The sequence below is a fragment of the Blastochloris sulfoviridis genome (assembly GCF_008630065.1).
Taxonomy (GTDB): Bacteria; Pseudomonadota; Alphaproteobacteria; order Rhizobiales; family Xanthobacteraceae; genus Blastochloris; species Blastochloris sulfoviridis.
Map to the genome: position 1 here is coordinate 38,551 of NZ_VWPL01000020.1, position 18,325 is coordinate 56,875.

Genomic DNA, 18,325 nt, shown 5'->3' on the forward strand with positions numbered 1-18,325 from the left:
TCGGATGCCACGTCTGGCCGCGCCGGCCGAAGATCCGCACTCCGTTGCCGCAAACCCCGTTTGCGAACGGGGATGCACGGCAGGACGGCTGGCAGGCTCACACTGAGACCCCGCAATTGCGGCACAGCAGCCGGCGAAAGCGGCTCAGCGCACCAGCACCACGGGCTCGCCTTCGGCGCCATAGCCGTCATAGCGGGTGGCGCCGGTCGACTGCATCCGGGCGATCGGCTGGTTGCCGGAATCGGTCAGCACCATCTCGTTGCCCTGCAGCTTCCAACTTTTGGCCTTGGAGTAGGCGCTCCAGCAGTCGCCGCTGGCCGAGACCGAGCCGCTCGCGCCGTTGGCGGTCGACAGCGTCATCATGCAGGCCTTCTGGCCGTTGGAGAACTGCCAGGAGCCGTTGAACGGCGAGTTCGCCTTGGTCGATGCGGTTTCGCTGGCGGGCTGGCGGGCGGGCTGCTGCGTCTCGGTCTTTGCGGTCTTCTTCTCTTTTTCGGCGGCGCGCGCCGTCGGCTTCGAGGTCGAGCGGGCCGGCGTGCTGCGGGCCTGCGGCGGCGCGGCCGCGGGCGGCGGCGCTTCGGCGGTTTCGGCCGCGGGTGGCGGCGGCGCCTGCTCGGTGGTGCTCAGAAGCGACGTACCGTCGCTTGCGCAGCCTGCCAGCATCAGCGCCCCGGCGACCAGGGCAAAACGGCGGAACGGTTGCATAGCAATCCCCCAATATCCCAACCCCGCATCCTCGATCGAGCAACCGGGGAACGTGGCCATAGGAGCCGGTACATCCGTCCCATGGCCAATCCATGATGGTCTTATTAACACTCCGCAGAAAAATGATGAAATCCTCTCGTGCGCCATCCACCCCGGGGATGATCCCGCGGCCCGACAGCGAAGTGCCGGCTCATCGGCCGGCACCTGGGGCTTAATCTTGAGGGGAAGGACCGGTCCCGGTCCGGTTCGGCGGCGCCGGTCGCCGCAGGTCTTGGCCGCTGGCCGGGCCGAAAGTCTTGTCCGGGCCGAAAGTCTTGGCCGGGCCGCAGGTCTTGGCCGGGCCGCAGGTCTTGGCCGGGCCGCAGGTCTGGCCCGAACGGTACGTCAGGGACCGGGGCGCGAAGCCCGCGCCGGCTCAGCCGGTCCCCGAATCGTTGCATCACCGATCGCGGCAACACCGATCGCGGCGCGATCGGCTGCCGCAGGCTCGATCACTTCATGGTCGGGATGATGAAGTCCGCGCCGTCCTTGATGCCGGAGGGCCAGCGCGAGGTGATCGTCTTGGTGCGGGAATAGAAGCGAATCGCATCCGGCCCGTGCTGGTTGAGGTCGCCGAACGACGAGCGCTTCCAGCCGCCGAAGGTGTAGTAGGCCAAGGGCACCGGGATCGGCACATTGACGCCGATCATGCCGACCTGGACCTTGGAGGCGAAGTCGCGCGCCGCATCGCCGTCGCGGGTGAAGATGGCGACGCCATTGCCGTATTCATGGTCGTTGGCGAGCTTCAGGCCCTCGGCATAGTCGTGCGCGCGCACCACCGCCAGGACGGGGCCGAAGATCTCCTCCTTGTAGATGCGCATGTCGGCCGTCACCTCGTCGAACAGGCAGCCGCCCAGGTAGAAGCCGTTCTCGTAGCCCTGCATCTTGAAGCCGCGGCCGTCGACCACCAGCTTGGCGCCTTCCTTGACCCCGAGGTCGACGTAGGACTTCACCTTCTCCAGATGGGCCTTGGTGACCAGCGGGCCGTAATCGGCGTCGAGCGAGGTCGAGGGGCCGATCTTCAGCGCCTCGACGCGCGGGATCAGCTTCTCGATCAGCCGGTCGGCAGTGGCCTTGCCCACCGGCACCGCCACCGAGATCGCCATGCAGCGCTCGCCGGCCGAGCCGTAGCCGGCGCCGATCAGCGCGTCGGCGGCCTGGTCGAGGTCGGCGTCGGGCATGATGATCATGTGGTTCTTGGCGCCGCCGAAGCATTGCACGCGCTTGCCCGCCGCGCAGCCGCGCGAATAGACGTGCTCGGCGACCGGCGTCGAGCCGACGAAGCCGACCGCCTTGATGTCGGGATCGTCGAGCACGGCGTCGACCGCTTCCTTGTCGCCATTGACGACGTTGAGCACGCCGGCCGGCAGCCCGGCTTCGAGCAGCAGCTCGGCGAGCTTCATCGGTACGCCGGGGTCGCGCTCGGAGGGCTTGAGGATGAAGGCGTTGCCGCAGGCCAGCGCCGGGCCGAACTTCCACATCGGGATCATCGCCGGGAAGTTGAACGGCGTGATGCCGGCGACGACGCCGAGCGGCTGGCGCATCGAATAGATGTCGATGCCGGGGCCGGCGCCGTCGGTGTACTCGCCCTTCATCAGGTGCGGCACGCCGGTCGAGAACTCGATCACCTCGACGCCGCGCTGGATGTCGCCCTTGGCGTCGGGGATGGTCTTGCCATGCTCGCGGGCGAGCAGCTCGGCAAGCTGGTCGTAGTCGCGCTGCACCAGCCGCAGGAATTCCATCAGCACGCGGGCGCGGCGCTGCGGATTGGTGGCGGCCCAGGCCGGCTGGGCGGCTTTCGCATTCTCGACCGCCGCGCGAACCTCGGCGGTGGTGGCGAGCGCGACCCTGCCGATCACCTCGCCGGTCATCGGCTGGAACACCTCGCCAAAGCGCCCGGAGGTGCCCGGCACGTGCTTGCCGCCGATGAAATGCCCGTAGTCCCGCATGCGTCTCTCCCGTGGTTTGTCGATGCGGGGACGTGATTGCCCCGCTCTCTCCACGCATAGCTAAAGACGCTGCCGTGCGAAAGGCGACGGAGGTCGCACATAAAAAAAGCCCCGGCCGTGACGGCCGGGGCCTTTGTGCGGAACGATCCGCCCGGTGTTCCGGGATGTACGGATCAGTCCTTGCAGCTCAGTCCGTGCAGCTCAGTCCTGGCAGATCAGTACTTGCGGACGAGCGGCTCGGAGGCGCCGCCGAAGCGGTAGTTGACGCCGAGCTTGACGACGTTGACGTCGGTGTCGACCTTGGCGAAGGAGCCATCCGGGAAGAAGGTGTTCTTGTCGCCGAAGTCGTAATAGTCGTACTCGACGAAGGTCGACCAGTCCGGGGCGAAGGCGTATTCGATGCCGCCGCCGAGGGTCCAGCCATCGCGGGTGTCGCTCTTCGAGATGCCGCCAACGACTTCATTGTCGAGGTCGGTCCAGGCGACGCCGCCCTTCACGTAGAACAGCGCGCGATCGACGGTGAAGCCGATGCGGCCGGTCACGCTGGCGAGCCAAGTGGCCTCGTTCTTGTACTCGTTGATGCCGTAGAGAGTCTTGCCTTCGAGGCTGGCGCCCGAAATGTCGCCCTGGATGCCGAGCACGATGTTGTTGAACTGGTAGTCGAAGCCGATCTGGCCGCCGCCGACGAAGCCGTCGAAATCGTTGCTGACGCCCCAATTCCAGGCGTCGTTGGACCAATCATTGCCGCCCCAGCCATAGCCGAGGTGGCCGCCGAGATAGAAGCCGGTCCAGTTGACACCGTAGGTGACCGGCGCGGCGGCAGCCGCGGCGGCGGCCTTGCGGGCAGCCAGGTCGGCGGCCGAAGCGGTGCCGGCCAGCACGGTCGAGGCCAGGAGTGCGAGAGCGATACGACGCATGGTTCTTGTGTCTCCAGTGTGATGGAGCCGGCGGTTTATACCCGCCCATGCGTCAAAGAATGGCGAAATCGTGCAAGGCTGCGTTTTCGCAGGGGCTGTTGCTGCTATGCAACATTTGCAGAATGGCGCAACGGCAACCAGCAACTTTGCATAGCGGGTCCGTCAATCCCTGCGTGTTGCGCTGCACAACGCTTAGAGCATTTTCCGCAAAAGTGGATACCGGTTTTGCGAAAGACCCGAAGGGCCGCGTCAGCGAAAATGCGATAAACCAGAAACTTAGAGCGTCCGATCTGATGCAGTCAGATCGGACGCTCTAGGTCAAGGATGGCGCGGCCCGCCAAACGAAGAGAGCCCCGGCATGGCCGGGGCTCCCATAGGCGGCCGAATGCGTGGCCGTCGATCAGTAGCCGAAGCGGTAGTTGACGCCGACCTTCACGACGCTGACATCGGTGTCGACCTTGTAGAGATCGCCGTCGAAGATCGTGTTCTTGTTGCCGAAGTCGTAATAGTCGTACTCGACGAAGGTCGTCCAGTTCGGCGCGAAGGCATATTCGACACCGGCGCCGAGGGTCCAGCCGTCGCGGGTCTCGCTCTTCGAGTACACGGTGTTGCCGACAACGGCGGTGCTGTCGACGTCGGTCCAGGCGGCGCCGCCCTTGATGTAGAACAGCGCGCGGTCGGCGGTGAAGCCGAGGCGGGCGGTGAGGGCGGCGATCCAGGTCGCCTTGTTCTCCAGCCAGTCGCCATCGATATCGAAGACCTTGCCTTCGAGATTGGCGCCGGAAAGGTCGCCCTGCAGGCCGAGGACGATATTGCCCATCTGGTAGTTGAAGCCGAGCTGGCCGCCGCCGACGAACCCGTCGAAATCGGTGCTGACCGAGCCGGGGGCCCACGACGGGGCGGTCCAGTCGTTCGAGCCCCAGCCATAGCCGAGGTGGCCGCCGACATAGAAGCCGGTCCAGCTGAAGGCATAGGCCGCGGCCGCCGGCTCATAGCGGCGGGCCGACAGGTCTGCCGCGGAGGCGGTGCCGGCGATCATCGTCGTCGCCAGCAGGGCAAGGGTGATTCGACGCATTTTCATCTCCTGAAAGGGAGCCGGGCCGGCGGGAACACCCGAAGGACCGGCAAGTGGCGGGTTGGATGGGGATTGTCCGCGAAGCCGCCGCCTGCGCGGACAGTGGAGCTCAATAGGGACGGTTGGCCGGCGGCACCGGCGGCACCGGTGCGAAGCGGTAGTTCACGCCCAATTTCAGGGCCTGAACCTCCTGGTCGACAGCCGGTGTGAACGGCGCGACCGAGCCGGTGAAGACCGTGTCGTCGGCGCCGAAATCCATGTAGGCGTAGTCCAGCCGGGCCGACCAGGTGGGCGACAGCGCCACCTCGACGCCGCCGCCGGCGGTCCAGCCGGTGCGGCGGGTCTCGGCCGTCGCCGAGTCGATGCCGTCCGTCCAGGTCAGGTTCTGGTCGGCGAAGGCGGCGCCGCCCTTGGCGTAGACCAGCACGCCGCCGAAATCGTAGCCGGCGCGCGCGGTGAGGGTGGCGAGCCAGTTGATCTCGGCATCGAAGCGCGAGGCGGGCGCGACCGGATCGTTCGTGCCGCCGGACAGGTCGGCGGCGGAGATGTCGGCCTCGAGGCCGACGACCCAATGGTCCATCTGGTAGTTCAGGCCGATCTGGCCGCCGCCGAGGAAGCCGTCATGGTCCTGATGCAGCGACCAGTCGGCAGCCGTGCCGAAATAGCCGGTTTCGACCCATCCCCAGCCGACATGGCCGCCGAGATAGATCCCGGTCCAGTCGGTGACGGCAACAGGCTCCCCGGAATAGGGGGTGGGAGCGCGGCGCGCGAGATCCGCCGCAAACGCTGGGGCAACCGCGAGCAAGGAAGCCGCCACTGCAAATACGCAACGCCGCATGACCGTGTCCTTTCGGCTCTGCGGCTTTTGTGCGCGATCAGAATTAAGCTCGGGTTACTGGGAAAAATTTTCCGATAATCCGTGTCTTCCCGGCCACGGAGCGGAAACCGCGACCGGGCGCCGGGCCGCGGCGTCGCGGGCGGACTCCGTCCCGCGGGCGCGAGACCGAAAAAACCGCAGGTGCGAGGCCAAAAAAGAACCCCGGCCGGAGCCGGGGTTCAGGACGTTTGGAAGCAGATCGTATCGGGCAATCAATAGCGAGCGGACACCGCCGAGGGGCCGCCGAAGCGATAGTTCACGCCGATCTTGACCGCGCTGACATCGGTGTCGACCTTCAAAGTACCACCCCAGTTGGGGAAGTAGTAATTCTTGTCGCCGAAGTCGTAGTAGTCGTATTCGAGGAACATCGTCCAGTTGGGGGCGAAGGCATATTCGATGCCCGCGCCAAGGGTCCAGCCAGAGCGGGTGCTGCTCGAATTGTCGGTCAGGACGTCCCAGTACCAGGAGCTCTCATGGTCGGCCCAGGCCGCGCCGCCCTTGATGTAGAACAGCGCGCGGTCGGCGACGAAGCCGAGGCGGCCGGTCACGGTGGCGATCCACGACGCTTCGTTCCGGTAGTATTCGTCGAGGTAGACCGACTTGCTTTCGAGCGAAGCGCCGGTGATGTCCGCCTGGATACCGATCACGACATTGTTGAACTGATAGTCGTAACCGATCTGGGCGCCACCGAGGAACCCGTCGAAGTCATTGCCGACGCTTCCCCAGCCGGGGAATTCCGGAGACGACCAATCGTTGCTGCCCCATCCGTAGCCGATGAAGCCGCCGACATAGAACCCGGTCCAGTTGGGAGCCATCACGACCGGGGCAGAGACAATCGACTTGCGAGCGAGATCCGCTGCTGACGCGGTCCCGACCAGCGCAGTCGAGGCAAGCAGCGCAATAACGAGACGACGCATCACAGCCTCCATTGCAGAACGACCAAACACGACATGGTGGTAGCACCGTCCCAGTTGGCTTGACAGAGGGATTCCTGGACCTGCTTCGCTTTCCCGGCCTGTGTTGCTTCGCGGCAACAACTTGCCGTTGGGATAGTCGCCTTTCGGTGTTTTGAGGCAAATGCATCCGCTTAGGGTAGGCCGCTTACCCGGAATTAAGCTCGGCTTCCGAATATGGCGGCTCGAACGGGATCCGCCGCCAGGGCGGTTTCCCAGCGACTGTGGGAGCCTCGCCTCTATGGATATCGCGACCGCACTGGGCTTCGCGCTCGGCATCGGAACGGTTTTGCTGCTGATGGTCATGGACGGTGACGTCAGCATGTTCGTCGACAAGCACGCCGCGATCGTGATCTTCGGTGGCAGCACGGCCGCCACGCTGATCCGCTTTCCGCTGTCGACCATCATCCACGGCCTGCCGATGGGGATGAAGTTCGCCTTCAATCTCCGGCGCATTACCGCGCACGACCTTGTCGAGCAGATTTCCCACCTTGCCGACGTGGCGCGCAAGCAGGGGCCGATCGGCCTGGAGAAGGAGGTGATCGAGGACACCTTCCTGGCCAAGGGCATCCGCTACGTCGCCGACGGCTACGACAGCGACTTCATCCGCGACAATCTGGAGCGCGACCGCGACAACTTCCTCACCCACCTGGAGGAGGGCTCGAAGGTCTACCGCGCCATCGGCGACTGCGCGCCGGCCTTCGGCATGGTCGGCACGCTGATCGGCATGGTGCAGATGTTCGCCAACATGTCCGACGCCTCCAAGCTCGGGCCGTTCATGGCGGTGGCGCTGCTCGCCACGCTCTATGGCGCGGTGATTTCCAACATCGTCTGCCTGCCGCTCGCCGACAAGCTGCACGGCCGCCTGATCGACGAGGAGATCAACCGCTCGCTGATCATCGACGGCGTGCTGATGATCCGCGACTCCAAGAGCCCGGGCGTGGTGCGCGAGATGCTGCTGGCCTACTTGCCCGAGCACAAGCGCGACGAGCTCGCCGAACCGGCCACGGCCTGACGGCGAAGGCGGAGGGCGAACAAGATGGCGCGCAAGAAGGGCGGCGGGCACGGCGGCGGGCACGGCTGGTACGTGACGTTCGCCGACCTCATGGGCCTGTTGATGATGTTCTTCGTCACGCTCACCGCGTTCTCGACGATGGACAAGGTGAAACTGCAGACCGTCGCCGGCTCGATGCGCGAGGCTTTCGGCACCCAGACGCTGTTCCGCTATTCCGGCATGGTCGAGGTCGATGGCCTGCCGACGCGCCAGAAGCTCAAGCATGTCGGGCAGGTCAATCCCGAGGACGCCACCGACAGGCCGGCGCCGGTCGAGCCCGATGTGGAGAAGGACAACGGCCAGCGCTCGCGCGACATGGAGTTTGCGCTGGCGACCGCCTCGCTTCGCCAAGCGCTGCAGGATCTGCCCGAGATCAGCGACATCTCGAAGAACATCATGATGGAGGAGACGAAGCGCGGTCTCGACATCTCGCTGGTCGACCAGGACGGGCGCGCGATGTTTCCGGAGGGCATGAAGGAGCCGGTGGAGCGCGCCCGGCGCGTGCTGGTCCAGCTTGCCGGTCCGCTCAAGCAGATGCCCTACCGTATCTCGATCACCGGCCACACCGCCGCGACGCGCGCCCCCCCGCGCCCCGGCTACGGCCCCTGGGATCTGTCCGCCGACCGCGCCAATGCGGTGCGCCAGATTCTCGAAGAGACGGGCGTGCCGAGCGCCCAGATCTTCGCGGTCACCGGCAAGGCCGACACCGAGCCGATGTTTCCGGACGATCCCTATCTGTCGGCCAATCGCCGCGTGACGCTGACCCTGATGAAGGAAGCGCCGCCGCTGCCGCCGGGCTTCACGCCCTGAGCGGGGTGCTTCCCGGCGAAGGGTGGATTGGCGTGGCCTGCGCGCCTGTCGTACGATACGGCGGAACTTGAGGAATTCGGCCGGCGGGCCGATTGGGCGGGGGGCGCTGCGATGATCAACCGACGTCTTGCCATCGTGGGTGCCGGCACCATGGGCACCGGCATTGCCATCAATGCGGCGCAGAACGGCATGCACGTCGTGGTGATCGACGCCACCGCCGCTGCGGCCGAACGGGCCAAGCGGCGCGCGGCGGAGGTCTATTCCCGCTTCGTGGAGAAGGGGCGGATGAGCGAGCGCGAGCGCGCCGCCGCGCTGTCGCGGTTCGAACTCGGCGCCGGCATCGGCGACGTCACCCGCGCCGATCTGATCATCGAGGCGGTGTTCGAGGATTTCGCGATCAAGGCGCCGGTGTTCGAGGAAATCTCGCGCCATGCCCAGCCCGGGGCGCTGATCGCCACCAACACCAGCGCGCTGCGCGTGGGGCGCCTTGCCGCCCATGTCGCCGATCCCGGCCGCTTCCTCGGCCTGCATTATTTCTCGCCGGCCGAGATCAATCCGGTGGTCGAGCTGGTCAGCGCCGAGACCACCGCGTCCGAGACGGCGGATCTGGCGCAGGCCTTCCTGCAGGCGACGCGGCGGGTCGCCTTGCGCTGCAAGGATTCGCCGGGCTTCGCGCTCAACCGCTTCTTCTGCCCCTACACCAACGAGGCCGCCCGCCTGCTCGGCGAGGGGGCCGGCACCGTCGGCGAGATCGAGCGCGCGGCGGAGGAGGCGTTCGGCGCGGCCGCCGGTCCGTTCCGGGTGATGAACCTGATCAAGCCGCGCATCAATCTCGGCGCCATCCGCAACCTCGCCGAGCTCGGGCCGTTCTACGCGCCGGCGCCGAAGATGGTCGAGGTCGGCGAGGCCGACGCCAGCTTCGAGATCGACCAGCCGCAGGCCCCGGTCGACGAATCGCGGCACGCGGCGATGGTCGGCCGCATCCGCGGCGCCGCCTTCCTGTCCATCCTGCAGGAGCTCGACGAGGACGTCGCCGCGCCCTCGGCCATCGACAGCGGCGCCAAGCTCGCCTTCAAGTTCGCGCACCCGCCCTGCGCCCTGATGGACACGCTGGGCCGCGCCACGGTCGAGGCGCTGATCGCGCCATTCCTTGAGCGCTACGGCCTCGACATGCCGGCGAGCATCGCCCTGGTCGGCCGGCTGGCGGACTGACGTCGGCGCCACCGGAAGCCCGCCGCCGCCTGCGGAAGCGTCGCGCCCGTTGTACCGCCTGCCGGCCCGTTTTAACGTGGTGGCGCAGGGCATTCGGCGTCAAAGGGCGCCGTGCGAAACGATCCGGAGAGGGCGAGATGGCAAGGCGGCACGGACTGATGGGAGTGGCGCTGGCGGCGATGCTGGCGCTGGCGTGGCCGGCGGCGGGCGAGTCGCGCGAAGTGCGGGTGTTCAACTGGTCGGACTATATCGACGAATCGACGCTTGCCGCCTTTACCAAGGAGACCGGCATTGAGGTCCGCTACAACGTCTTCGATTCCAACGAGACGCTGGAGACGCGCCTGCTTGCCGGCCGCACCGGCTTCGACGTCGTCGTACCCTCCGGCAACTTCCTGCAGCGCCAGATCAAGGCCGGCGTCTTCCGCAAGCTCGACAAGTCGAAGCTGCCGAACCTCGTCAATGCCTGGCCGTTCGTCACCGGGAAGCTCGCGGTCTATGACCCCGGCAACGAGTACGGCGTCAATTACATGTGGGGCACCACCGGCCTCGGCTATAACGTCGACATGGTGCGCGAGCGCCTGGGCGACGAGCCGATCGATTCCTGGTCGATCGTGTTCGATCCCGCAAAGCTCGCCAGGCTGAAGGATTGCGGCGTCCACGTGCTGGACGCGCCCGACGAGCTGATTCCCGCGGCGCTGACCTATCTCAAGCTCGATCCCAACAGCCGCGACAAGGCGGACTTCGAGAAGGTCGAGAAGCTGCTGGCGCCGCTGCGGCCGTTCATCCGCAAGTTCCATTCGTCCGAATACATCAACGCGCTGGCCAATGGCGACATCTGCCTCGCGGTCGGCTGGTCGGGGGACGTGCTGCAGGCCAAGAAGCGCGCGGCCGAGGCCGCCGAGAAGACCGGGCGCGCGCCGGTGCAGGTGGCCTTCGCCATTCCGCGCGAGGGCACGCTGATGTTCTTCGACAATTTCGCCATCCCCAAGGACGCCAAGAACATCGACGAGGCCCACGCCTTCATCGACTTCATGCTGCGGCCGGAGATCGCGGCGAAGAATTCGAGCGCGGTGAGCTACGCCAATGGCAACCTCGCCAGCCAGCCGCTGATCGAGCCGCACGTGCTCAACGATCCCGCGGTCTATCCGCCGCCCGAGACGCTGGCCAAGCTGTTCATCATCACGCCCTGGGACGCCGCCACCCAGCGCGTCGGCACGCGGCTGTGGACCAAGTTCAAGACCGGGCGGTGACTCCAGTGTTCGCCGTCCCGGGCGAGCGTGAGCGAGACCCGGGACCGTTATCCGGAAGGGTGCTTTTTCTGAAAACGGTCCCGGCTTGCGCGGCTTTCATCCGCTTGGCCGGGACGACGACCTCTCCCCGCTGTCGTCCCGGGCGAGTTTTGTAGGGCGCAATAGCGTAGCGTATTCCGCCAAGGCCGGCTGCCCGAACGGCGCAATACGCGTTCGCTATTGCGCCGACGATGCCGAACGACGGTGTGATGGCCGCATCGTGAGGTCTGATCTTGTCCCGGTCATGTCCCGTTGGGGGGGGAATGAACCCGGGCCGCGCGATCACTCGACGATCTGGACGATGCGGTGGGTGCGCGGGTCGACCAAGACGGTGCGGTTGTTCACCACCGTATAGCGATAGCTCTTCACGCCGTATTCCGCCGGGACTTCGTAGTAGGTGACGCCGGAGGACGGCAATTCCGAGCCCACCGCGACATCGCCGTCGTAGGTGTAGGACCGGCGCTTTTCCCGCACCACGTATTGGAGGAAGCGCGGCCGGGTCTCGTCCGACAGGCCACCGACGATGGCGCCGCCGACGCCGCCAACCACGGCGCCCACGGGGCCGCCGACGATGGCGCCGCCGACTGCTCCGGCTGCGGCGCCGCCTGCGGCACCGTCCTGAGCCTGGGCGGCAAAGGGTACGACCGCGACCGCCAGAATCGCGGTCGCCGCGAGAAATGTTTGTCGCATGGTGATCTCCCGTTATGCGTGAGCCCACGGCCCGCGCTCAATCACCAACAAACGTTCGAAGCCCATGTTCCGGCGCCGGGAGAGCGAGCCGATGCAAAGGCGTGGCGGAACGGAGCATGAAAACGCTGGCGCGGAGCGGGCGCGTGTTCACGGCGCAGGCGCGCATCACCGCCAGCGGCGGTGCAGCCACAGCCACTGTTCGGGATAGGCGCGCACCCAGTCCTCGATGATCGAGGTGATCATCTGCATCGAGGCCTGCACGTCGATGCTGCCGTCCTTCGCCTGCGGCAGATCGAGCCGCTCGGTCAGCTCGACGCGGAAGCGGTGGTCGGGCAGGCGGATCACCCGCACGCCGTGGACCGGCACGTCGGGATAGAGCCGGGCGAGGCGGGCGATGGTCGGGTTGGCCATGCAGCGCCGACCGAAGAAGGTCACCGGGACGCCGCGGCCGAAGCGCTGGTCGACCAGCATGCCGAGGTGCTCGCCGCGCTCCAGCACGCCGGCCATCGTCAGCACCGCGTCGGGGCCCGAGGCGATCAGCGTGCCCATGGCGTTCTCGCGCACCTGCTCGATCGCATCGGCGATCTTGAGATTGTTGGGGGCGCGGTAGAGCACGGCGGCCTTGAGGCCGTGGGCGGCGGCGGCCACCGCCGGCAGCTCCCAGTTGGCGAGGTGGGCGGCGAAGATCAGCGCCGGCTTGCCGTCGTCGCGCAGCCGGTCGTAGAGCGCGACCGAGGGCGTCTCGATGCGCCCGCTGCCGGGCTGCTCGCGGTTGAAGTCCCACAGCCGATCGATGTGCGGAAACTCGCCGGCGACCCGGCCGAGATTCTCCCAGCAGCCGGCGAGCAATTCCTCGATCTCGGCGGCGCTCTTGGCCGGGAAGGCGGCGCGCAGATTGGCCCGTCCGGTGCGGCTGACCGGCAGGATCGGCCCGAACCGCCGGGCCACCCGGCCCATGACGTCGCTCATCCGGTCCGGATCGGCGCGCCGCGCCAGCTTCAGGGCGCCGAGGGTGATGGCCGCGAACAGCGCATCGACCACCTTCAGCCCGGCGCGGACGAGCGTATGCCGGGCGCGGGCGATGAGCAGCTTGGCGCGAAGGACGTGATAGCGCATGGGTTAGAAGGTCACGATGATCTTGCCGAACACCTTGCGGCTTTCCAGCCGCTCCAGGCCCTCGGCGAAGCGCTCGACCGGCAGCTCGGTATCGATCACCGGCCCCATGCCGGCGGCGATCTTGTCCAGCGAGCGGCGAATCGCCGCCATCGGCGCACCGAACGAGCCGATGATGCGGTACTGCTGCTGGAACAGCTGCATCAGGTTCATCTGCACCGAGACGCCCGAGGTCGAGCCGCAGGTGACGAGCCGCCCGCCGCGCTTCAGGCACAGCAGCGAATCGTTCCAGGTCTCGGCGCCGACATGCTCGAACACCACGTCGACGCCCTTCTTGCCGGTCAGCCGGCGGGTGATGGTGGCGAAGCGGTCCTTGCGGTAGTTGATCACATGGTCGGCGCCCAGCGCCTTGGCCTTCTCGGCCTTCTCGTCGTCGCCGACCGTGGCGATGACCGTGCAGCCGATGGCCTTGGCCATCAGGATCGCCACCGTGCCGATGCCGGAGCCGCCGGCCTGCACCAGGATGGTCTCGCCGGGCTCCAGCCTGGCGTTGTCGAACAGCATGTGCTCGACGGTGGAATAGGCGATGGGCGCGCAGGCGGCGGCCTGGAACGAGACGCCGGCCGGCACCGGAATGGTCAGGCGCGCCGGGTGGTTCATCACGTCGCGGGCGAAGCCGTCGACATGGAAGCCGAGCACGCCGGCGACGTTCTCGCACAGATTGTCGCGGCCCTCGCGGCAGGCCTTGCAGTGGTTGCAGGTCAGCGCCCCATACATCACCACCGGTTGACCGATGGCGAAATCGCTCACGCCCTCGCCGAGCGCCGCGATCTCGCCGGCCGCCTCCGCCCCCACCACCAGCGGCAGCGCGCGCTTGGCGAACGCCATGCCGCGATATCCCCACACGTCGATATGGTTGAGGCCGATGGCCTTGATGCGGATCTGCACCTCGCCCGGCGCCGGCGGGGCAGGGGGCGCCATCTCGTCGAGGCGCAGATCGCGGTCACCATGGAGTCTGAGCGCACGCATGGGATACTGCTCCGAAAACGTGCCGCACCCGCCGGCTGATGGCGGGGCTGGCGGCAGGACTGGGGCGGGGCTATAGGCTGGCGCCGCCGCCGTCAACAGAGGGACGTCGGCATTGGCGTTCAGACGAGCGGAACGAGAGGGAGACTACGGCATGTCGGAACAAGGAACGCAACAGCCCTCGGCGCAGACGAGGGCTCTGCGGCCGCGGCGCCGCAGCTTTCTGGGTTGGGTTGGGTTTTCGATCACGGTGATCATGCTGTCCACCATGATCAGCGGCTATATGGTCTATCGCACCAGCTTCCTGCGCGTTCCCGCAATTGCCGAGGCGCTGTGCGGCAAGGGACAGCATATCGAGTTCTTCATCACCAAATACACCGTGCCGGAGACCGGCATGGAGGTCGAGGACAAGCAGGTCGCCTGCATCAATGCGCAGGGCATGCGCACCGATGAGTCGGTCAATCTGGCGATGCTCAAGCTCTGGCTCCTGTGCGCGCTGATCGTCGGCGGGTTGCTGCATACGGGTCTGGCCTGGCGCGCGCGCTGGGAGCTGAGCCGGCTGGAGCGCGAGTACAAGGCCGCCGTCGAGAAGGCGAAGGGCTGAGTCGGAGTCCTAGGCAATCGGCTCGGCGGCGATCGGCTCGGCCTCTTTTCTCCCTCTTCCGAAAGGGGAGAGGGCAGGAGGGGGCTGCGCCCGCCGGCTTGGTAGCGCCCGCCTGTGGCGATCAGCGCTGCAGGGTCAGCGTGCTGGACAGGCCGCCGTCGATCACCAGCGTCTGGCCGGTGAGCGCCCCGGCCGGCGGCGACAGCAGGAAGGCGACGAGCCCCGCCACCTCGTCCGGCTTGACGAAGCGGCCGAGCGGAATCTGCGCCTCCATCTTCTCGCGGAAGGCGGCGTAGGGCGCCAGCATGTCGGTGTCGACGAAGCCCGGCGCAATCACATTGACGGTGATGCCGCGCCGGGCGCTTTCCGTCGCCAGCGTCTGGGCGTAGCCGATCATCGCCGCCTTCGAGCCGGCATAGGGCGCGTTGCCCTGGCTGCCGCGCAAGGCCGCGATCGAGCCGATGCCGACGATGCGCCCGGCCCGCGCCCGCATCATGCCGCGCACCACCGCCTTGGCGAGCCGGGTGAACGACCAGTAGTTCACCTGCATCAGCACCTCGGCCTTGTCCTGGTCCATCATCGCCGCCAGCGTGTCGTAGGGCATGCCGGCATTGTGGACGAAGCCGAAATAGCTCTCGTCGGCGACCGCTGAGGCGACCGCCTCGACCGCCGCCCGGTCCGTGAGGTCGAGCGCGCGCGTCTCGAAGCTCTGGCCTGGGTGGGCGGCCTTGAGCTCGGCGACGAGCGCGTCCGCCTCGGCGCTGGCCGAGCGGTAGGTGAAGGTGACGTCGAACCCGGCCTGGGCCAGCGCCCGCACGCTGGCGGCGCCGACGCCGCGGCCGCCGCCGGTGAGCAGAATGCGGCGGCTTTTCGCAGCTTCGGCCATCACGCCGGCTCCCGCGCCAGCACCAGGCAGACGTTCTGGCCGCCGAAGCCGAACGAGTTCGACAGCACCCGCGCCACCTCGGCATCGCGGGCGACGTTCGGCACCACGTCGAGCGGGATCGCCGGATCGGGAACCTTGTAGTTGATGGTCGGCGGGATGCGGCTGTTGACCATGGTGAGGATCGAGAACACCGTCTCGATGGCGCCGGCCGCCGATAGCGTGTGGCCGACCATCGACTTGTTGGACGACACCGGCAGCGCCTTGAGCAGATCGCCGAACACGGCGTTCATCGAGTTGTATTCCATCTTGTCGTTTTCCGGCGTGCCGGTGCCGTGGGCGTTGACATGATCGATCGCCTCCGGCCCGACGCTGGCATCGGCCAGCGCGTTCCGGATGCAGCCGATCACCGGCTTGCCGTCCGGCGAGGCGCGGGTGCGGTGGAACGAATCGGCGAGCTCGCCCACGCCCTCGACAATGCCGAGGATGCGCGCACCCCGCGCGATCGCCGCGTCATAGTCCTCCAGCACCAGAGCGGCGGCGCCTTCGGCCATCACGAAGCCGTCGCGGTTCTTGGAGAAGGGCTTGGAAGCCTCCTCAGGCGGCTCGTTGGCGGTCGACAGCGCCGACAGCAGCGAGAATCGCACCAGCGATTCGAGGTTCACCGTGGCGTCGGTGCCGACGCAGAGCGCAGCCCGTGTCTCGCCGCGGCGGATGGCCTCGACGCCGAGCTGGATCGCCGAGGCGCCGGAGGCGCAGGCGGTCGACAGCGTGATCGGCGAGCCCTGGGTGCCGAACCGCTCGGCGACATGGTCGGCGACCGAGCCGAACAGGAAGCGCTCGCCCCAGGCGCGGAACTTCCCCGTCGCGGCGCCGGCCAGGAGCGTGGCGTAGGTGACCGGTTCGGCCGTCGGTCCCGCGGCCAGCACCGCCTCGCGCTGCTCCCACTCGGTCTCGACCGGCGGCATCGCCAGGAACAGCGGGCCGGGGAAGTAGCCCTTGCGGCCGATGGCCGCCTCGGCCAGGGCCTCCTCGACCGCGACATGGGCGAGGCGCTCGGTCAGCTCGGCGGCGCAGAACGGCTCGGCCGGGATGAAGTCGATGGTGCCGGCGACGGTGGTCTTGAGCCCGTCCAGCGGAAAGCGCTTGATGGTCGAAAGGCCCGATTTGCCGGCCATGATGGCCGCCCAGTTGTCGGCCTTGCCAATTCCGAGCGAGGTCACCACGCCCATGCCGGTGATGGCGACCACCGGCCGGCCCTGCCTGTCGCGACGTTCGCCAGCCATGTCCTGATCCTCGCTTTGCGATTTCGTTCAATGATACGATCTCCGGCTGATCAAGCCGGAGCTTCGTATTCCACTCGCCGAAAACCCCGTCTGCGAACAAGGATATTTCGGCGAGTCCGCTACCGGTATCCCGAAGGGACCAACCGGAGCCCGTCTCAGTCGACCGCCTCGACCAGCGCCGCCGCCTCGCCCCGCCAGTGCCCGACGGAGGTCACCGCCATCTGCCTGAGCGGCCCGGTGAACGGCGCCTCGATGGCGTCACTTCCGAAGGGCGCGAAGAGCGCGCCCTTCGACAGGGCAATCGCCGCCAGCGCGACGTTGGCCGGGAACTGCGACTCGATCCCCGCGCCGATCAGGCTCGCGGTCGCCCGAACCGGCAGGCCGCGCCCGGCGAGCGCCGCGCGCTCCTCGCTGGTCGCGGTCTCCGTGCCGACCGCACCGGACAGGATCGCCGACGAGGCCGGGTCGAGCGGGCCGAGCGCATCGAGATGGCCGCTGATCGACGCCGCCACGTCGCCCGCATTGCGCCGCGAGCGGCCGGACTGCACCGCCGCGAGCCTGGCGAACGGCTTGGCGCCGCGCGCCAGCGCGTGGGCCTTCTCCTCCAGCACCAGGAACGCCGCCATCGAGCCCAGCGCCAGCCCGCCGCCGCGCGCCGCCCGCTCCCACACCGGGGCATAGGCGCCGTGCAGCAGCGCGCCGCCGAGCTCGAACAGGAGCAGCATGTCCTCGCGCTCGGCATTGAACGCGCCGCCGACCAGGAAGATGTCGCCGGTGCCGCCGATCAGGCGCGACAGCGCGATGCGGACGGCATCGACGCCCGAGGCCTCCTCGCCCATGAAGGTGCGCGACGAGCCGACCACGCCGTGGACGATCGAGATGTTGCCGGCGAGCAGGTTCGAGAGCTGGGCGAGAAACAGCGTCGGCCTGAGGTCGCCCATCAGCCGGTCGTTGAGGAACCGCCCCTTGGACTCGGCGGTGCGCAGGCCGTCGAGGATCTTGATGTCGACGGAATTGTCGCGCTCGCCGCCGCCGGCGGCGACGATCATGTGGGTCCGCGACAGGATCTCGGTGTTGCCCTTGATCCCCGCGCTCTCCAGCGCCAGGCCGGCTGTGTAGGTGCCGTAGCGCTGCCACGGCTCCATCTGCCGCTGATCGCCCCGTTTGGGGATCTGCTTGTCGAGATCGAGCGGCGCCATCGGATGGACCGGGTAGGGCGCGAACCGGGTCTCGTCGACCGTGGGGCCGGCGCCGCTGGTGAGCGCCGTGTAGTGGGCCTCCAGTCCTTCGCCGAGCGAAGAAACCAGCCCGATGCCGGTGATCCAGGCTTCGCGGCGATCAGGCATTGTTGGCCTCGGGTGACTCTAGGGCGGCGAAGGGGAAGGAGAGGCGGGCCGCACGGTCCATCACCATCGCCTTGAAAGCGTCGTTCAGGAACGGCATCAGCCGCATGCTGAGCTCGGAATCGCACACCGTCTTGCCGCCGGCCAAGACCTGGCAGCGCAGCCGGGTGAAGCCGGACCCTTCGTGCAGGAGCTGGCCGTGGCCCTCAAGCAGGGTTCCCGGCGTCACGAAGGTGCGCAGCTTCACCTCCTTGAAGCCGGCGAGGAACGCCATGCGGGTGAAGTTGAGCTTGGCCATCGACAGCCAGCCGCAGGTCTGGGCCATGGTTTCGCAGAGCAGCACCCCGGGCATCAGCGGATAGCCCGGGAAATGCCCCTCGAACACGGTGCTTTCATGCGGCACGACCGCCTCGGTCCGGATGGTGCCGGCCGAGAGGTCGATGTCGATGATTCGGTCGATCAGTTCGAAGTACTCAAGACGCACGTTGGGGGCCTCAGTC

Annotated in this window: 18 protein-coding genes; 5 read left to right on the plus strand and 13 right to left on the minus strand. The window is 67.5% G+C overall.

Annotated elements, in window-relative coordinates; all coding sequences use genetic code 11:
• Window positions 1–144 precede the first annotated feature (144 nt).
• The 6 genes from F1193_RS11715 to F1193_RS11740 form a co-directional block, all read right to left on the minus strand.
• Window positions 145–705 (minus strand): AprI/Inh family metalloprotease inhibitor, encoded by a 561-nt coding sequence (locus F1193_RS11715; protein ID WP_150097940.1) that lies wholly within the window; start codon window positions 703–705, stop codon window positions 145–147.
• 491 nt (window positions 706–1,196) lie between these two features.
• Window positions 1,197–2,693: a CoA-acylating methylmalonate-semialdehyde dehydrogenase gene (locus F1193_RS11720; RefSeq protein ID WP_150097942.1), complete on the minus strand. Its 1,497-nt coding sequence runs from the start codon at window positions 2,691–2,693 to the stop codon at window positions 1,197–1,199.
• A gap of 215 nt (window positions 2,694–2,908) precedes the next feature.
• A complete protein-coding gene (locus F1193_RS11725; RefSeq protein ID WP_150097944.1) occupies window positions 2,909–3,610 on the minus strand; it encodes an outer membrane protein in 702 nt (233 codons plus the stop codon).
• Window positions 3,611–4,010: 400 nt separating this feature from the next.
• Entirely contained in the window at window positions 4,011–4,685 is a 675-nt protein-coding gene (locus F1193_RS11730; RefSeq protein WP_170263554.1) for an outer membrane protein, read from the minus strand.
• A gap of 109 nt (window positions 4,686–4,794) precedes the next feature.
• Window positions 4,795–5,490 carry an outer membrane protein gene (locus F1193_RS11735; protein WP_170263556.1) on the minus strand — a complete coding sequence of 232 codons (696 nt, stop codon included), beginning with the start codon at window positions 5,488–5,490 and terminating at the stop codon, window positions 4,795–4,797.
• Between the two features lie 284 nt (window positions 5,491–5,774).
• A complete protein-coding gene (locus tag F1193_RS11740) occupies window positions 5,775–6,479 on the minus strand; it encodes an outer membrane protein (protein ID WP_170263558.1) in 705 nt (234 codons plus the stop codon).
• A gap of 277 nt (window positions 6,480–6,756) precedes the next feature.
• Between F1193_RS11740 and F1193_RS11745 the strand changes: the two genes are divergently transcribed.
• The 4 genes from F1193_RS11745 to F1193_RS11760 all read left to right on the plus strand — a co-directional run bounded on the left by F1193_RS11745 (window position 6,757) and on the right by F1193_RS11760 (window position 10,841).
• On the plus strand, window positions 6,757–7,530 hold the full coding sequence (locus tag F1193_RS11745; RefSeq protein WP_150097952.1) for a motility protein A: 774 nt from the start codon (window positions 6,757–6,759) through the stop codon (window positions 7,528–7,530).
• 24 nt (window positions 7,531–7,554) lie between these two features.
• Window positions 7,555–8,379 carry an OmpA/MotB family protein gene (locus tag F1193_RS11750; protein WP_150097954.1) on the plus strand — a complete coding sequence of 275 codons (825 nt, stop codon included), beginning with the start codon at window positions 7,555–7,557 and terminating at the stop codon, window positions 8,377–8,379.
• Between the two features lie 27 nt (window positions 8,380–8,406).
• Entirely contained in the window at window positions 8,407–9,591 is a 1,185-nt protein-coding gene (locus tag F1193_RS11755; protein WP_150097956.1) for a 3-hydroxyacyl-CoA dehydrogenase, read from the plus strand.
• A 137-nt stretch (window positions 9,592–9,728) separates the two neighbouring features.
• On the plus strand, window positions 9,729–10,841 hold the full coding sequence (locus F1193_RS11760) for a polyamine ABC transporter substrate-binding protein (RefSeq protein ID WP_150097958.1): 1,113 nt from the start codon (window positions 9,729–9,731) through the stop codon (window positions 10,839–10,841).
• Between the two features lie 321 nt (window positions 10,842–11,162).
• On the opposite strand, the gene F1193_RS11765 is transcribed toward F1193_RS11760, so the two are convergent.
• The 3 genes from F1193_RS11765 to F1193_RS11775 all read right to left on the minus strand — a co-directional run bounded on the left by F1193_RS11765 (window position 11,163) and on the right by F1193_RS11775 (window position 13,712).
• Window positions 11,163–11,570: a DUF1236 domain-containing protein gene (locus F1193_RS11765; protein WP_150097960.1), complete on the minus strand. Its 408-nt coding sequence runs from the start codon at window positions 11,568–11,570 to the stop codon at window positions 11,163–11,165.
• Window positions 11,571–11,735: 165 nt separating this feature from the next.
• Window positions 11,736–12,686 (minus strand): lipid A biosynthesis lauroyl acyltransferase, encoded by a 951-nt coding sequence (locus tag F1193_RS11770; protein ID WP_150097962.1) that lies wholly within the window; start codon window positions 12,684–12,686, stop codon window positions 11,736–11,738.
• A 3-nt stretch (window positions 12,687–12,689) separates the two neighbouring features.
• The gene (locus F1193_RS11775) at window positions 12,690–13,712 is read right to left on the minus strand and encodes a zinc-binding dehydrogenase (protein WP_150097964.1); all 1,023 of its coding nucleotides are present in this window, start codon (window positions 13,710–13,712) and stop codon (window positions 12,690–12,692) included.
• A 253-nt stretch (window positions 13,713–13,965) separates the two neighbouring features.
• On the opposite strand from F1193_RS11775, the gene F1193_RS11780 reads away from it, so the two are divergent.
• The gene (locus F1193_RS11780; protein ID WP_150097966.1) at window positions 13,966–14,313 is read left to right on the plus strand and encodes a hypothetical protein; all 348 of its coding nucleotides are present in this window, start codon (window positions 13,966–13,968) and stop codon (window positions 14,311–14,313) included.
• 121 nt (window positions 14,314–14,434) lie between these two features.
• Here the strand turns inward: F1193_RS11780 and F1193_RS11785 are convergent, their stop codons facing one another.
• The 4 genes from F1193_RS11785 to F1193_RS11800 form a co-directional block, all read right to left on the minus strand.
• Entirely contained in the window at window positions 14,435–15,199 is a 765-nt protein-coding gene (locus tag F1193_RS11785; RefSeq protein WP_150097968.1) for an SDR family NAD(P)-dependent oxidoreductase, read from the minus strand.
• Window positions 15,199–16,482: a beta-ketoacyl-ACP synthase gene (locus F1193_RS11790; protein WP_150097970.1), complete on the minus strand. Its 1,284-nt coding sequence runs from the start codon at window positions 16,480–16,482 to the stop codon at window positions 15,199–15,201. Before F1193_RS11790 ends, F1193_RS11785 begins: the two co-directional genes overlap by 1 nt.
• Before the next feature lie 155 nt (window positions 16,483–16,637).
• A complete protein-coding gene (locus F1193_RS11795; RefSeq protein ID WP_150097972.1) occupies window positions 16,638–17,828 on the minus strand; it encodes a beta-ketoacyl-ACP synthase in 1,191 nt (396 codons plus the stop codon).
• Window positions 17,821–18,309, minus strand: a complete 489-nt coding sequence (locus F1193_RS11800) for a 3-hydroxyacyl-ACP dehydratase FabZ family protein (RefSeq protein ID WP_150097974.1) — start codon at window positions 18,307–18,309, stop codon at window positions 17,821–17,823. Before F1193_RS11800 ends, F1193_RS11795 begins: the two co-directional genes overlap by 8 nt.
• Window positions 18,310–18,325: the final 16 nt, after the last annotated feature.

Excerpts from the sequence above, each read along its gene's own strand:
- F1193_RS11720 (WP_150097942.1), bottom strand. The coding sequence starts at position 2,693 with ATGCGGGACTACGGGCATTTCATCGGCGGCAAGCACGTGCCGGGCACC.
- F1193_RS11750 (WP_150097954.1), top strand. The coding sequence starts at position 7,555 with ATGGCGCGCAAGAAGGGCGGCGGGCACGGCGGCGGGCACGGCTGGTAC.
- F1193_RS11730 (WP_170263554.1), bottom strand. The coding sequence starts at position 4,685 with ATGCGTCGAATCACCCTTGCCCTGCTGGCGACGACGATGATCGCCGGC.
- F1193_RS11790 (WP_150097970.1), bottom strand. The coding sequence starts at position 16,482 with ATGGCTGGCGAACGTCGCGACAGGCAGGGCCGGCCGGTGGTCGCCATC.
- F1193_RS11780 (WP_150097966.1), top strand. The coding sequence starts at position 13,966 with ATGCTGTCCACCATGATCAGCGGCTATATGGTCTATCGCACCAGCTTC.
- F1193_RS11725 (WP_150097944.1), bottom strand. The coding sequence starts at position 3,610 with ATGCGTCGTATCGCTCTCGCACTCCTGGCCTCGACCGTGCTGGCCGGC.
- F1193_RS11785 (WP_150097968.1), bottom strand. The coding sequence starts at position 15,199 with ATGGCCGAAGCTGCGAAAAGCCGCCGCATTCTGCTCACCGGCGGCGGC.
- F1193_RS11760 (WP_150097958.1), top strand. The coding sequence starts at position 9,729 with ATGGCAAGGCGGCACGGACTGATGGGAGTGGCGCTGGCGGCGATGCTG.
- F1193_RS11765 (WP_150097960.1), bottom strand. The coding sequence starts at position 11,570 with ATGCGACAAACATTTCTCGCGGCGACCGCGATTCTGGCGGTCGCGGTC.
- F1193_RS11775 (WP_150097964.1), bottom strand. The coding sequence starts at position 13,712 with ATGCGTGCGCTCAGACTCCATGGTGACCGCGATCTGCGCCTCGACGAG.
- F1193_RS11745 (WP_150097952.1), top strand. The coding sequence starts at position 6,757 with ATGGATATCGCGACCGCACTGGGCTTCGCGCTCGGCATCGGAACGGTT.
- F1193_RS11715 (WP_150097940.1), bottom strand. The coding sequence starts at position 705 with ATGCAACCGTTCCGCCGTTTTGCCCTGGTCGCCGGGGCGCTGATGCTG.
- F1193_RS11740 (WP_170263558.1), bottom strand. The coding sequence starts at position 6,479 with ATGCGTCGTCTCGTTATTGCGCTGCTTGCCTCGACTGCGCTGGTCGGG.
- F1193_RS11795 (WP_150097972.1), bottom strand. The coding sequence starts at position 17,828 with ATGCCTGATCGCCGCGAAGCCTGGATCACCGGCATCGGGCTGGTTTCT.
- F1193_RS11770 (WP_150097962.1), bottom strand. The coding sequence starts at position 12,686 with ATGCGCTATCACGTCCTTCGCGCCAAGCTGCTCATCGCCCGCGCCCGG.